Source organism: Nitrospirota bacterium (assembly GCA_020846775.1).
Lineage (GTDB): Bacteria > Nitrospirota > 9FT-COMBO-42-15 > HDB-SIOI813 > HDB-SIOI813 > RBG-16-43-11.
Map to the genome: position 1 here is coordinate 1 of JADLDG010000004.1, position 15,724 is coordinate 15,724.

Here is a 15,724-nt window from a genome sequence, read left to right on the forward strand (position 1 = left end):
GCAGGTTTTACCGGTGTGCTGTAAGTCGCATGACAGCTTGCACAGCCAGTCGTCAAAGTACCATGGGAGAAGGCCCATGTAGTGGTAGACTTGTGACAGTTCTCGCATGTTGTCCAGTTGTTAGTTGTGTGACTGGCTGGTTTTACCGGCTTGCTGTATGTCGCATGACAGCTTGCACATCCCGATGTTGTCGTACCATGAGAGAAAGTCCATGCTGTTGTTGACGTATGACAGTTCTGACAGTTAGTCCAGTTGTTTGTCGTATGGCTTGCCGGCTTTACAGGTTTACTATACGTTGCATGACAACTCGTGCAGTTTGTTGTTGAAGTGCCGTGAGAGAAAGTCCATGCAGCCGTAGACTTGTGACAGGTCTCGCAAACAGTCCAGTTGTTTGCTGCGTGAGTCGCCGTCTTTACAGGTTTACTGTATGCCGCATGACAGCTTGCACAGCCGGTCGTTGCCGTGCCGTGGGAATAAGATAAAGTCCATGCAATTGCAGACTTATGGCAGGTCTCACAAGTTGTCCAATTGTTTGTTGTGTGGTTAGCAGGTTTTACCGGTTTACTGTAAGACGCATGACAACTTGCACAACCGGTTGTCGCAGTAGGATGCGAAAAAGCCCATAACAACGTTGATTTGTGACAGGTCTCACAAACAGTCCAGTTGTTAGTTGCGTGAGCCGCCGGCTTTACTGGTTTGCTGTACGATGCATGACAGTCTGCACAGCCGGTAGTTGCTGTGCCATGGGTATACGAGAAAGTCCATGCAAGCGTAGACTTGTGGCAGGTCTCACATATTGACCAGTTGTTTGCAGTGTGGTTAGCAGGTTTTACTGGTTTGCTGTATGTCGCATGACAGCCTGCACAGCCAGTCGTAGCTGAACCATGAGAGAATGTCCATGCAGTCGTTGACTTGTGACAGCTCTCGCATGTAGTCCAGTTGTTGGTTGCGTGTGTCGCCGGTTTTACAGGTTTGCTGTATGCCGCATGACAGCTTGCACAGCCGGTTGTTGCTGTGCCGTGGATATACGAGAAAGTCCATGCAAGCGTAGACTTGTGACAGGTCTCACAAGTTGTCCAATTGTTTGCAGTGTGGTTTGCCGGTTTTACTGGTTTGCTGTATGTCGCATGACAGCCTGCACAGCCAGTCGTTAATGTGCCGTGAGAAAAGGCCCAGGTAGTCGTAGACTTGTGACAGCTCTCGCATGTAGTCCAATTGTTAGTTGCGTGATCAGCTGGTTTTACAGGTGTGCTGTAAGATGCATGGCAGCCTGTACAACCGGATGAAGCATTTCCGTGCGAGAATGTCCATGCGGTCGTAGACTTGTGACAGTTCTCACATGTAGTCCAGTTGTTTGTTGAGTGGCCTGCTGGCTTCACAGGTGTGCTGTATGATGTATGGCAGCTTGCACAGCCGGTAGTTGCCGTACCATGAGTGTAAGTGGAAGTCCATGCAGTCGTAGACTTGTGACAATTCTCGCATGTAGTCCAGTTGTTTGTCGTGTGAGTCGCTGGCTTGACCGGTGAACTGTACGCTGCGTGACAGCCTGCACAGCCAGTTGTTGCAGCGCCATGAGAATAAGTCCATGCAGTCTCAGATTTATGGCAATTCTCGCATGTATTTGAATACACAGATGGATTATTCAAATGTCCGGCAGGACTGTCATTGACATGACAACTTGAGCAGTTGCTGCTGACGGAGGCGTGAATATGTGATGACCAGCCAGTGGTCGAATTATGGCAGAGTTCGCAGGTCGCGGAATTTTTTGCCAAACTTGTAGTATGAGTCAATGGCTTGTCGTTGATATGACAAGTCGAACAGTTATTTCTTACGACAGGGTGAATATGTGATGACCAGGCAGTGATGGAATTATGACAGAGTTCACAAGTCGTTGTCTCTTTTGCCGCACTCGTAGTATGACTCGCTGGTCTGGCGCTGATATGGCAGCTTGAACAATTTTTACTTAATGACAAATGTTTAAATGCCCACGATGAAAAGGTATTTAAATGGCACTGCGTACAATTCCTGTCGTACTCATTCTCAATATGTCCGGGTGCAGCATTATACTGGGATTGATGGCAGCCAATGCAGGCCGATGTTGTATTCCTGTATATTCGGTTTCTGTGGCATTCCTGACATTCTGCTGTCCGGTGTTTGCCTACTAATGGATAAGCGGTCTTGCTGTGATCAAACTGTGTCGGATTCCACGAATTTTCGCTGTGGCACTGGGTACAGTTCACCCTGCCGAACTGATTGAAGTGGGGATCTTCATGACAACTTACGCAATATCGGTTTAATCCTTTATACTCCTCTTTAGTTTTGTGACAGTTAGTACAGCCTATATCATTATGCACTCCCTTTAATTCAAATCCAGACTCCTTCTTATGGTTGAATTTCCGGGGGAACCAATTGTTCTGTGTATGACAGTAGCTGCATTCTTCCTCAAATTTACCTTTATGTATATCTTTATGACAATCAACACATTTCTCTGCCTTCGTTGAATACTTCTTATCCTTGTGGCACTCCTCACACTTCACAACCTTATGTTTTCCAATCAGCGGAAACTTCGTCTGTTTATTGTGATCGAGGGCATATTTTTTCCAATCTGCCGTGTTATGACATTTTACACAATCTTTTCCCAGCTCATTTTTATGGGTATCTTCCTTCTCATGGCAGTCAAAACAACGGTCAGAAATCGGCTTATATTTACCATCTATATGGCATTTGTTGCAGTCTGTCTTAAGATGTTTTCCATCCAGCCTGTATCCTTTGTAATTCGGGGAATTGTGTTCAAAAGTGGACGGCTTCCAATCTTTTACAACATGACATGACTCACACGTCTGATCCTTAAACTGTCCTTTATGTGTATCTTTATGACAGTCTGACGTATCACAGCTCTTATAATTGAGCGGTTTGTACTTTCCCTTAACATGACACTTATTACATTTAACCTCAATGTGCTTACCGTCTAATTTATATCCCTTATAGTCGGATGCTTCATGCTTAAATAACGACGGCTCCCATCCTTTTACTATATGGCATGACTCGCACTTATCATCCTTGAACTGACCTTTGTGCACATCCTTGTGGCAATCCGAGGTATCACACGATTTGGAATTTAAAGGTTTATAGCGTCCTTTGACGTGACACTTCTCACAATCAGTCTTTATATGTTTTTCTTCAAGTTTATAGCCGGTATATTTTTTATCATTATGCTCAAACAGAGAGGGCTTCCAACCCTTTATATTGTGACAATCCTCACATTTCTGTCCCTTAAACTGATTCTTGTGAACATCTTCATGACAGGATGAATTTTCGCATGTCTTGAATGGTATCCCGGTGAGCTGGCTTTTCTTATGACATTTTTCACACTTTACATCATTGTGCTTATCAACAAGGGGATATTTTGTCTTGGAGTGGTCTGTATTGACCTTTTTCCAACTATCCGTTGTGTGACAATCTTTACACTTTGGCTGATCTTTATGCGGGTCTTTGTGACATGTTAAGCACTCTTCGAACTTTTTAAGCTTATATTGGTCATTGACGTGACATTTATTACACTTTACATCAACATGTTTTCCAGTTAGCGGATATTTCGAATCCCGTTCGTGGTCAAACTTAACAAGGTCCTTCCATCCTTTAATGTTATGACAGCGTTCGCAGTCTTTTCCAAGTTTTCCCTTATGAGGGTCTTTATGACAGGAGAGACACTCCTGAGAGATGCCGGCATATGCAGCTCCTTTTTTATGGCATTTATTACAGTTAACCTTGGTGTGTTTGTCCTCGAGGGGGTAGTCTGTCTTGTCGTGATCAAATTTGTCTTTTTCGAGGGAAATAATCTTAAATCTCTTTCCCTTATGGTCACTATGGCACTTTATACAGACATCTGTATATTTTGAATGAACACCCTGCTTCCTTGTTATCCTTTCTGCCAGTTTATCGTGGCAGTCTAAACATTTACTGTCAGGGATACCTCCGCCCAGAGAATGACACTGCGTACAATTGCTTAGCCCTTCATATTTGGTATGCGGAGACGTTAGCTCCCCAGGGCTTATTAACGACCCAAGACCGCCTTCCTGGGCCATCGCATCAGTACATATAAGTAGCGCAAACAAGATGAGCAGGAGTTTTTTTATCATAAGTAATTATGCAACGTGCGTAGTCCTGAACAAATAATATACACATACATGCAGGATCATTATCAAAAACATGACAATAGCTAAAGGCACATGAAATATGTGCCAGTAATGAAGTATCTTGTGAGTAGTGGAGAGGTAGTTCTTTCTCCTGGTCAATGCGGCTTTATTCTTTAGTAAAAGATCTATTTTCCTTCGTACGGTCCACGGCAAATGATGGTTTTTTCTCAACACGTTATTCAATTGATGAAGCCGATATGAAATAAATATATCGTCCCTAAGCATAAAAAACAGGGTTTTGACAACACCGGTATTCTCGGGATTCTTTAATCCCCGGTCTATCACCCTGCTCAAATTCGAAAAATTAACTCCTTTAGTGACTTCACCCAGACGGGAATCTATTGTCTGAACCATGCGTTCAATATCCTGTACCTTAAGTTCAGCTCCTGCAAGGCTTCGGGGTATCTGGATATATATGTATCTACCCAGAATCCCGAATATCATAGTAATAATCATTGACCAAAAACTGGTTGCAATTATCCCATTAAACTTGAATGTAGTATGAAAAGTCACAAGAACAGGACCCATGATACCTAAAAACATATGGGCCGACAGCCAATGACGCAGCAAACCAAGTGAACGAAACATTCCAACCCGCTTTCTGATGCTGTACAACATCATTACCACCATCATTCCTGAACCTATCCAGCCTATTGGATGCCATATCCCTTTACCAGGTTGATAAATTACAGGATAATACTTCAGATAACCAAGTCTGTGAAAAAAGCTCAATATACTACTGTCAGGAATATAGTTTTGCGTATAACTCTCATAACTTAAGATACAAATAGTAATAATTACTGAAATGATTAGTATACCTTCAAATAAAAAACTTTCTTTTTTCTCTAATTTCTCCCTGCTCATTAATTCAATCCGGATTCAGGCGGTTAAATAACAAAAAAGCCGCCCAAAGTCACTAATACCTTTGGCGGCCCGGCTGACAATGGACTGACTTGCTATGTCCATAAGTCCCGTTGCTCTGCGTCCCTTCCTTTCGGAAGGTTTGCTCTTAGCAAAGGATGCACAAAACAATTCGGTGCACTTTTCTAAAAAGTTGAAAGAACCAACTTTCAATATGGGATTTTATTCCCAAAATTAATTTTTGTCAAGAAATATTGTACAAGTATTAAAAAAATTAAACAGTACCGACTCAGGACCACTTTTTAACGGGAAAGGACTTTCTCATGGCTTATCAGTTTATTAAATAAGCATTTGAAGGCAATTTAATGCTGAAATACGGGGGTAATGAAGAACAGAGTCATTCACTGACTGACATTTTACATACAGGATCTATTACCATTTAAATCTTCCTTATTTTTTTAAATTTCTTTTTTCCTCAATCTCTGTAATGTCACAACAGGACGGGGCCTTATGTTTTAACTCTGCCTGTTCGTTTTCTTCCGTAAAATGGATCCAAACCCTTTTCAACCGTTCCATCAAGTTGTCTTCGAGTTCAAAACCAATCTCAACCATACACTTTTCAATGTCCTCTTCCCTGCAGTCCTGCAAGTCATATTCGGCGAAGAGATCCTTATGGTCTATATCAATCCTGAGACTTGTAATACCTTTACACTTATGCAGGCGGGTTTTCCATTCATCAACGCCTCCTGATGAAGGGGACTTCTTATATGAGATGTGATGTTGTTTGACGATGGACATAAATGCACCTCCTTGAAAAACATATAAATTAATAGTACACCTATTTTAAGATTGCGTACAGGATTTTTTCGTCACATGTAATGAACAAATAAACTGTTAAAGAGATTCTATATGGCAAGAAGTATAAGGCAGATCGCGGGAAATCCGGCTATGCACCGGAGGCTCCCCGCGATTAGTGAACTTTACTGTTATGCAATTCTGTTAACATATACCATAGAAACCGGGACAGAGAGAATATCCGGACGGACACCGGTTAACCAGCTAAAGATGCCTATTGATAGTGCCAGCGCTAAGATTGTCATTCCAGCGTATACATAGAAGTTTTTTTGTATAGCCATGCTTATCACCTCCTGAACCCCTGAATCATGACTTTATTATAAGGTCTAAAGATTAAAGTGTTATTAAAATTACAAAGCTGCTGCCATATTGCATGGAGTAATTAATTTTCATATACTGAGGCATCATGGAACACGGTCACCACCCTAAGATAGCAGACCACGATGAGCATCACGACCATCCTCACGAGCATGCCCACAGGGGTGTGGAGAAGAAGAGGCTTACGATAGTTGCCATCCTGACCGGCTCAATGATGGTCATTGAGGGTATCGGCGGTTATTTAACAAACAGCCTTGCACTCCTGTCTGATGCCTTTCACATGCTCACTCATTTCGGGGCTTTGATGATTAGTCTGACTGCGATCATTATTGCAACCAGATATCAGTCTGAAGACAAGACCTTTGGTTACTGGCGGGCTGAAATCCTGACAGCTCTGCTAAATGGTATTACCCTCATACCTATCGTAGGATATATCCTGTATGAATCTTACCAGAGATATCTCAATCCTGAGCCAATAAGGGACACTATTATGCTTGTTGTTGCCTTCGTCGGCCTGATAGTTAATATTGTGAGTGCCTTTGCCCTGTGGGGTGTCGGGAAAAAGGATATAAATATCCGTGGCGCATTTCTGCATATGCTGGGAGACACATTCTCTTCAGTAGCTGTAATTATAGCAGGTGTGATTATATATTTAACAAACTGGCTGGTCGTAGACCCTATTGCCAGCGCTTTTATCAGTTTTATGATATTAATCTGGTCTGCCGGGCTGATTTATGAATCTATCCACGTCCTTCTTGAGTCTGTTCCAAAGGGGATCAGAGTTGATGAGGTTGAGAGATTAATAAGGGCGGTGTCCACCGTGAAGGATGTGCATGATATACATATCTGGCAAATTACATCAGGTATGTATTCTATGACTTGCCATGTTATTGTTGAGGATATGAATATTTCAGTTGCTCAGCATATTTTGATACAGATCCAGACTACCCTGGATAAAGAATTTCATATAACACATGTGAATATCCAGATGGAGCACTCTCTATAAATTATAGGGAACTCCCTAACAGCTTGTCGTCATCAACTCTCATCAACTCATCGAAATCTGCTATTGCTGAAAAATGAGCTGATGAACGTATCCCTTCTCTGGAACTCGGCCTTGACTTTAATATAATATGACCCATACCGTATTCTCTTGCAGAGATCAACACGTCTTCATTATCATCAACCAGCATGGTTCTATTCTTGTCAAATCCTATAAGCTTTTCTAATTTAGGCCAGAAGGCTGCATCTTCCTTGGGAAGTCCAATATCAAAGGCACAAACTACGGAATCAAAGTATTTGCCTATCTCTGTTTTTCTGAGTTTTAATTCCAGTGTCTTATAATGGGCGTTAGTTACCAGATGGATCTGTTTTCCGTTAATACGCAGGAATTTCAGAAAGTCTACTACATGAGGGTGGACTGCTATTAGGTGATTTACCTGCTCTTTAAGGGCTGGTATATCGAGAACAAATTCTCGTGACCAGAAATCCAGGTCTGTCCACGCAAGTGTCTTTTCTTCTTTTCTGTATCGTGAAAGAAGCTGTTTCTTTGCCTCATTAACATCTAACTTGTATTTCTCTGAATATTGTTCGGGAAGAAAGTGCTCCCAGAAATAGTCGTCAAAATATTTGTCGAGGAGTGTCCCATCCATGTCGAGAAGGACTGTGTCAATGTTTTGCCATAAAAAGTGTCCCAATGGGTTAATCATAGACTTTTTTCTATTATCCCTCCTCCTGCCAACACGTCATTATCATAAAAAACTACAGACTGTCCCGGTGTAATAGCTCTCTGGGGTTCTTCAAAGATGACCTTGATACGTCCTTCTCCGACTGGAATTACCATAGCCTTAACTGCATTTGACCTGTATCTTATCTTTGTAAAAAAAATATCACCCTCTTTAAGTGGATCCCCGCTAATTACATGAATATCTGTGGCAATAAGCCCTTTTGCAAAAAGTTCCTGTTCACTTCCAAGAACCACCTGATTTTTCTGTGCATCTATGTTAAGTACATAGAGCCGTTCACCTGCCGCTATCTTGAGGCCTCTCCTCTGACCTATGGTGTAAAACGAAATTCCATCATGTTCACCTAAAACTGCACCTGTTGCAGATACAAAATGTCCGGCATAAATGGCAGTCGGTACATGTTCTTTGATAAATGCCCGGTACCCCTCATGCGTAACAAAGCATACCTCCTGACTTTCCCTCATTTCAGATACAGGCAGGTCTGAGGATTCCGCAATTTTAACGACTTCAGACTTTGTATAATCAGCCAAAGGAAATAATGTAACGGAAAGCTGTTCCTGTGTAAGCCTGTACAGGAAGTAACTTTGGTCTTTATACTGATCCAGACCCTTTTTTAAAAAGTACCTATTCCGGTCCTGATCATAACATACCCTTGCATAATGGCCGGTGGCGATGTAGTCTGCACCAATACTGAGCGCCTTTTCCCGGAGGAGGGCGAACTTTATCTTTTCATTACACATAGTGCATGGATTCGGGGTTCTCCCTTTTGAGTATTCATTGCAGAAATCGTCTACAACAAACTCTTTAAACTCTTTATACGCATCCCATATAAAGTAAGGTATCTTCAGTTGTTCTGCTGCGAACCTTGCAAGTCCTGTCTTACAGCAGGAACGGTCATGCCATTCACCTTCAAGGTAATCCTCTTCTCCCCAAATTCTTAGTGTAGCGCCAATTACTTCGTAGCCCTGTTCAACTAAAAGCAGGGCTGCTACAGAGCTGTCAATTCCCCCGCTTAGTCCAACTACAACCTTTTTTTTATACATACGGTAAATCGCCTTTGCCTAATTCTTCTCTACAACTTCAAGTATCCGGGTCAGATCATCCACTGAATAATATTCTACAACAATCTTTCCACCTTTTTTTTCTTCCTGAATCGTGACCTTTGTCCCTAACATCCGCTGAAGCCTCAATTCAACATCCCTTATAGCGACGTCTTTTGGCTCGACAACCTTCTTTTTCCCCTTACTTATCCCCCACCTTTTTGCAAGTAGTTCTGTCTCACGTACAGATGAGCCCTTTTTCACTATATAATCAGCAAACCTGAGCTGATCGTTCCGGTTTGTAAACGATAGAATTGCCTTAGCATGTCCTGTCGTAATTACAGAGCGGGATAAGTATTCCTGTATCTTTACAGGCAAAGTCAGAAGACGCAAATAGTTTGTAACAGTGGAACGTTCTTTTCCGACCCTGGCTGCAATCTCTTCCTGCGTCAGGCCGAATTCTTCTGTCAGACGCCGATAGCCCTGTGCAGATTCTACCGGATTTAAATTCTCTCTCTGAAGATTCTCTATCAGTGCTATCTCTAAAGACTTTTCATTTGACAGGTCTTTTATTACAACCGGAATCTTACTCAACCCCGCGATCTGAGCCGCTCGCCATCTCCGCTCTCCTGCAACAAGTTCATACGCCCCATCGGTAATGTGTCTTACTATAATTGGTTGAATGACCCCATGTTCCCTTATTGAATCTGCAAGTTCACTTAATGCGGTATCTTCAAAGAACTGCCGGGGCTGATATTTGTTTGGAATAATCCTTGTCAGCTCCAGCTCTGAGATAGATTCCCGGTTGTCTTTAGCTCCTGTTGTTGCAGCCGCGCCTGGAATTAATGTCCCGAGTCCTCTACCCAGCGCCATTTTTTTTGTCATTTTTCAAAACCTCCAGCGCCAGTTCGAGATATGACTGGGCGCCCCTTGAATTTATATTGTAGGTAATTATTGGTTTCCCATGGCTTGGAGCCTCTCCTAATGCAACATTCCTTGGGATCATACTGTTGAACACCTTTTCCTTGAAATGTCCCTTGATTTCATCTGCCACCTGATGAGAAAGGTTATTCCTCCCGTCAAACATTGTCAGGAGTATACCTTCTATCCTGAGAGAAGAGTTAAGGGAGTTTTGAACCAATTCGATTGTCCTCATCACGTGACTCAGGCCCTCAAGGGCAAAGTATTCGCACTGAACAGGGATAATTACAGAATCAGCCGCAGTAAGGGCATTAATTGTTAATAATCCCAGGGATGGCGGACAATCAAGTACAATGAAATCGAAGCTATTTCTTACCGAACCAAGTAGATCCCGGAGCACGAACTCCCTTTTTTCAATTTCTACCAGTTCTATTTCCGCCCCTATAAGGTCAATCCCGGCCGGTATAACATGAAAATAGCGTAAGGCTGTAGGCATCATAACCTCATTGATGTCCATCCGGCCGATCAAGACATCGTAAACTGATGACTTAACGGCTCTTCTATCTATACCGCATCCGCTTGTGGCGTTTCCCTGCGGATCCATGTCTACAAGGAGGACTTTTTTTTCTGCAACCGCGAGGGAAGCTGAGACATTAATGGCAGTTGTTGTCTTCCCAACGCCACCCTTTTGATTGGTTATAGAGATTATTTTACCCATAATATCAAGATGTTACGAAAAGTGTTATTAATTTAATGTCAAATTTTATCATAGGGCATGAATTAATGAAAGACATTATTGCAAACCTGAATGTTCCACGTGGAACATTCAGGATAAGATCACCTTGAAGTATCGTTCCCTTCACGTCAATCCGCAGCCCCGTCATTCTGAACCAGTTGCTTAACCCGTCTCAGCATTGCTTCAGGATCTCTTAAAACCCACACCTGTTGAGATACTGAAATAATCCTGAAACAAGCTCGGGAGACAAATCAGGATGACAGACTGTGTGACATTCTGGATTTTCATTGTCCTTTGTCATCCAGCCATTCATGACAATTCATCCTAAAACTCCTTGATTAACCCATCCTCACCCATTCGCAAAGCTCAGAACAGACCTGTCCCTCCCCTTGATGTGGAGTGTAATTCCCTCTCTAAGTCAATGCTAATGACCGTTCAATTACCTTCCGGACTTTTATGCCTGGACTGTTTGACTATGGTAATTGCAATGATGGATATAGCGGCTGGCGTTACCCCGGGGATACGGGAAGCCTGTCCAAGAGATACGGGTCTGACAGTGTTAAGTTTTTCTGTGATTTCGTTGGAAAGTCCGGGGATGCCGCTGTATTCAAAATCAACTGGAATGAGCTTATTTTCCATATTCTTGTATCTGTCAATGATTTGAAGTTGTCTTTTAATATACCCTTCATACTTGACCTCAATCTCCACTCTTTTTTTCTCTTCACTTTTAAGGGGTTGTGGCGGCGGGTTTAACTCTTCTATGATTCCATAGTTTGTATCCGGCCTTTGCAGCAATTGAGAAAGCGTCACCCCTGGCTTTATTTTGCCCATTTTTAGTCTTTCACTGGAAAATCCCGCATCCCTGTTCTCCTTGTCATCCAGAACTTGTTTCAGGATCTTTTTCCCCGGTATCGTTTGAGTCCCTGATATAAATTCAGGAAGACTATCCTGGTTTTCATCATCCTCTGTGAGCCTGCAGCTCTTGAACTTTTTACTCAACATTTCAGACTCACCGTCAGAATGAACCTGTTTATCCCAATTTTGATCGTTTAGCAGGTCTGATAACTTCCCCGGGCGCATCTTCTTCAGGCGGAAGATCTCCTGCTCAATGGAATCCTTGGATTCTATATATTTCTTATATCGTTCAATTGATACAATACCTATTCTATGTCCTTTTTCTGTCAAACGGGAGTCTGCATTGTCATGACGAAGGAGAAGCCTGTACTCTGCCCTTGATGTAAACATCCTGTATGGTTCCTGAGTTCCTTTTGTGACCAGGTCATCTATAAGGACACCTATATATGCATCCGAACGATCCAGTATGAATTTCTCTCTACCCTGGATCTTCAGGGCAGCGTTTATTCCGGCAATAAGACCCTGTGCAGCGGCCTCCTCATAACCCGAAGTTCCGTTAATTTGGCCGGCATTATACAGTCCTTCAACCAGTTTTGTTTCAAGTGTATATTTTATCTGGGTTGGCGGGATGTAGTCATACTCTATTGCATAACCTGGCCTCATGATCTCTGCCTCTTCAAGCCCTCTGATAGATCTGACCATTTCCATTTGAACATCCGCAGGCAGACTCGTAGAAATTCCGTTTGCATAGATTTCTACAGTGTCATAACCCTCAGGCTCCAAAAATACCTGGTGCCTTTCTTTATCAGAAAATCTAACTATTTTATCTTCTATAGACGGGCAATAACGCGGGCCGACACCCTTAATTACTCCGCCATAAAGGGGTGAACGATCCAGATTTCTCCTTATAATCTCATGAGTTATAGCAGATGTATATGTAAGATAACATGGCAGCTGCTTTATGCTTATCTTGTCTGTCAGGTATGAGAAGGGAACTGGAGGATCATCCCCATGTTGTGCCGTCATTACACTGAAATCAATGCTTCGGGCATCCAGCCTTGGAGGTGTCCCTGTTTTAAGCCTTCCCAGTGTAAAACCCAGTTTCTTCAAGTCCTCTGAAAGACCCACAGAAGGGAAATCCCCTGCCCTGCCGGCAGGATAATTTATCAGACCAATATGAATAAGCCCCCTGAGGAAGGTGCCTGTTGTCAGGATGACCGCCTTTGAATCGTACTCTATACCAAGGTTGGTTTCAACTCCCATGACCTTTCCATCATTGACAGTCAGTTTCTCCACAACCCCCTGAACTATATCTATATCCTGCTGTGATTGCAGTACACTCCGCATCGCATCCTTGTACGCATTCCTGTCAGACTGAGCCCTCAAGGCTTGAACAGCAGGGCCTTTACTCGTATTCAACATCCTGAATTGAATACCAGTCTGGTCTGTCACCATTGCCATTTCGCCGCCCAGGGCATCTATCTCCCGGACAAGGTGTCCTTTGGCAATGCCGCCAATGGCCGGATTACATGACATAAGTGCTATATTGTCTATGTTAAGGGTAATGATAAGAGTTTTGCATCCCAGTCGTGCAGATGCCAAAGCCGCCTCGCATCCAGCATGACCTGCCCCAACCACTATTACATCGTAAGATCCCATAGACATAGCCCTTCATATTATCATAATCCAACAAGTAACAACAATTTTATAGAATGTTCCACGTGGAACAATGGTGCAATACAGAATAGTTATTACTTTCCAATGCAGAATTTGCTGAAGACCCTGTCGAGAATATCTTCTGTGGTTACCACACCTGTTATTTCACCGAGTAAATCGAGGCTTCCACGCAGGTGGAGAGCCTGTATATCCAGGGGGAGGTTATCATGAAGGGCTTCCAGAAAGTTGTTGAGCTCCTGTTTTGACTGTTCCAGGGCATTCTTATGACGTAAATTAGTAACAACTGCCTCGCCGGTAAGTTTTTGTTCTCTGCCAATAACTGTATCACGGATAACTTGCCTGAGTGATTCAATCCCCATTCCTTTGACAATGGATATAAAGGCTAACGGGGCATCGCATCTATCCATACCTTCCTTAACCAGATTACCCTTGTCAATCTTATTGATAATAATAACCCTTCTGTTGCCGGCTGTCCGCGCGAGGAGTTCTTCATCCCATTCAGTAAGCGGCTCACTCCCGTCAATTACCAGCAGTACCAGTTCAGATGATTCAATTGAATTAAACATCCGCCGGATACCCTCTTCCTCAACAAGGTCTTCGGTATCACGGAGCCCAGCAGTATCGAGAATCCTCAGGGGAAGACCATGAACATTAGCCAGCCCGTCTACTATATCCCTTGTCGTTCCGGGATGAGGGGTTACTATTGCGCGCTCTTCTCCGAGCAGGAGATTTAAAAGACTTGATTTACCTACATTTGTCCTGCCAACAATAGCAGTTATTATACCCTCACGAAACGGCCTCCATCTGTAAAAACCGTCAAGCAGCTTGTCAATTGATTCCATGGATGTGTGTACACTACCTTCAATATCGTGGATGACAACGTCTATATCCTCATCAGGAAAATCTATGAAAGCCTCAAGTGATACAAGCGCCGCTGTTAAATTAATTCGCAACTCATTTATATAGCTTGATAATTTACCCTCAAGTTGCCAGATTGCAGATCTCATCCCTTCTTCAGTCTTGGAATGAATCAGATCAATAACTGCTTCTGCCTGGGCAAGGTCAATGCGGCCGTTTAAAAATGCCCTCTTTGTAAACTCACCGGGTCCGGCCAGTCCGGCCCCTCCTCTGACGAAGACCTCAAGGATTTTACCGGTAATCAATGAACCGCCATGACAACTCACTTCAACTACATCCTCGCAGGTGTAACTATGAGGGGATTTCATAATACTTACGAGGACCTCATCAAGAAGTTCCCCGGATGAAGGGTCTAATATATGACCATAATGAATGCTATGGGTTTTTACATCGCCAAGGGGCTTACCGGACTTCTTACGAAAGACACCGGATGCTATGGTTATAGCATCCTTTCCACTGAGCCTTATAATACTAACCCCGCCTGTCCCAGGGGGGGTAATTATAGCGCAGATCGTATTTTCCTGCCTGATCATTACTCAGGCATTCTATCATAATCTAATAGATAAACAAAAACATCTTATGATTAACAGGATGCAGACACTTGCCTGTTTTTCTGATTTCAACTGATTTGAGGATCCCTATTCTGGGCACAAAGCCAAACTCCTGCCCCTTACCCATGAAATCTTCCCACAATTTACTGTCAAGTATAACAAGTGCATCTATATCGCGGGGTTACGCGTGGCCTTCCAAGTAGTGATACAGCAACACCTCCAATGATTATTGCTCTTGCATTTCTATCCTGCAGCCATTTAGTAAGGTCACACAGTGCCCGGAGCAATGGAGACAACACATCTTCAGACATGATAAGCCATTTTGAGGCGGATCCAACGTCCCCTCACCTCCGATTCCCCTTCCGATAGAACTATCTTCATCAACAGTTGAATTATCTTTCAGGCACAAAACCTTTTCTAAGCACATTTTCACTGATACAGACCGGATGCATAAACTGTAACAGGTATTCCGGGCTGCCTGCCTTTGATCCGACACCCGACATTCCGAATCCCCCGAACGGCTGCCTTCCCACCAGGGCGCCTGTTATCCCCCTGTTTATATAGATGTTACCCGCCCTCAGTACTTCCCTCGCCCTTTGTAAGTTTGCCGGGCTCCTTGAAAAAATGCCTGCCGTCAGTGCATACTCAGTAGAGTTTGCTATCTCAAGCGCGCTATTTATATCGTCAGTCCTGATAACAGCGATTACAGGTCCGAAAATCTCTTCCTGAGCTATGATCGCATCAGGCTCCACGTCCTCAAACAGGACTGGGCCAATAAAATTTCCGGATACATTAATGGCATTAATAATATACGGTCTGCCTTCAGATTTGCCTGTCTCAATATATTCCCTGATCTTCACACAGGCTGAAGCATCAATTACTGGCCCCATGAAATTCCCGGGTCTCTCCGGAGGTCCTATCCTCATACTTATTGCGGCATCCTTCAGCCTTTCACAGAATTCCTCATAAATATCACTAAGTACAATTACCCTTGAACAGGCAGAACACTTCTGCCCTTGATAACTGAATCCTGATTCTATAACACCCTTTA

The 15,724-nt window shown here is 43.2% G+C and carries 12 protein-coding genes and 1 riboswitch; of the genes, 2 read left to right on the top strand and 10 right to left on the bottom strand.

The features are described 5' to 3' along the window. The 3 genes from IT392_00335 to IT392_00345 form a co-directional block, all read right to left on the bottom strand. Positions 1-4,139 (bottom strand): hypothetical protein (locus IT392_00335; GenBank protein ID MCC6542935.1); only part of this gene is annotated, 4,139 nt, incomplete at its 3' end. A 6-nt stretch (positions 4,140-4,145) separates the two neighbouring features. Next, entirely contained in the window at positions 4,146-5,060 is a 915-nt protein-coding gene (locus IT392_00340) for a hypothetical protein (GenBank protein MCC6542936.1), read from the bottom strand. Positions 5,061-5,120: 60 nt separating this feature from the next. Next, a riboswitch (cyclic di-GMP riboswitch) is annotated at positions 5,121-5,214 on the bottom strand. Positions 5,215-5,507: 293 nt separating this feature from the next. Continuing rightward, positions 5,508-5,855: a hypothetical protein gene (locus IT392_00345; GenBank protein ID MCC6542937.1), complete on the bottom strand. Its 348-nt coding sequence runs from the start codon at positions 5,853-5,855 to the stop codon at positions 5,508-5,510. A gap of 111 nt (positions 5,856-5,966) precedes the next feature. On the opposite strand from IT392_00345, the gene IT392_00350 reads away from it, so the two are divergent. Then, entirely contained in the window at positions 5,967-6,173 is a 207-nt protein-coding gene (locus tag IT392_00350; protein MCC6542938.1) for a hypothetical protein, read from the top strand. A 145-nt stretch (positions 6,174-6,318) separates the two neighbouring features. Next, positions 6,319-7,236 carry a cation transporter gene (locus tag IT392_00355; GenBank protein ID MCC6542939.1) on the top strand — a complete coding sequence of 306 codons (918 nt, stop codon included), beginning with the start codon at positions 6,319-6,321 and terminating at the stop codon, positions 7,234-7,236. A 1-nt stretch (position 7,237) separates the two neighbouring features. Here the strand turns inward: IT392_00355 and IT392_00360 are convergent, their stop codons facing one another. The 7 genes from IT392_00360 to IT392_00390 form a co-directional block, all read right to left on the bottom strand. Next, positions 7,238-7,939, bottom strand: coding sequence for an HAD-IA family hydrolase (locus IT392_00360; protein ID MCC6542940.1), 702 nt, complete (start codon positions 7,937-7,939; stop codon positions 7,238-7,240). Further along, entirely contained in the window at positions 7,936-9,018 is a 1,083-nt protein-coding gene (mnmA, locus tag IT392_00365; GenBank protein ID MCC6542941.1) for a tRNA 2-thiouridine(34) synthase MnmA, read from the bottom strand. The genes IT392_00360 and mnmA overlap by 4 nt, the downstream gene beginning before the upstream one ends. 18 nt (positions 9,019-9,036) lie before the next feature. Beyond that, positions 9,037-9,900, bottom strand: coding sequence for a ParB/RepB/Spo0J family partition protein (locus IT392_00370; protein ID MCC6542942.1), 864 nt, complete (start codon positions 9,898-9,900; stop codon positions 9,037-9,039). Continuing rightward, entirely contained in the window at positions 9,875-10,654 is a 780-nt protein-coding gene (locus tag IT392_00375; protein ID MCC6542943.1) for a ParA family protein, read from the bottom strand. Before IT392_00375 ends, IT392_00370 begins: the two co-directional genes overlap by 26 nt. Positions 10,655-11,107: 453 nt before the next feature. After that, complete coding sequence (mnmG, locus tag IT392_00380; protein MCC6542944.1) at positions 11,108-13,186, bottom strand: tRNA uridine-5-carboxymethylaminomethyl(34) synthesis enzyme MnmG; 2,079 nt, start codon at positions 13,184-13,186, stop codon at positions 11,108-11,110. 92 nt (positions 13,187-13,278) lie between these two features. Continuing rightward, the gene (mnmE, locus tag IT392_00385) at positions 13,279-14,655 is read right to left on the bottom strand and encodes a tRNA uridine-5-carboxymethylaminomethyl(34) synthesis GTPase MnmE (protein ID MCC6542945.1); all 1,377 of its coding nucleotides are present in this window, start codon (positions 14,653-14,655) and stop codon (positions 13,279-13,281) included. A 410-nt stretch (positions 14,656-15,065) separates the two neighbouring features. Next, a partial coding sequence (locus tag IT392_00390; protein MCC6542946.1) for an aldehyde dehydrogenase family protein occupies positions 15,066-15,724 on the bottom strand: 659 nt, incomplete at its 5' end.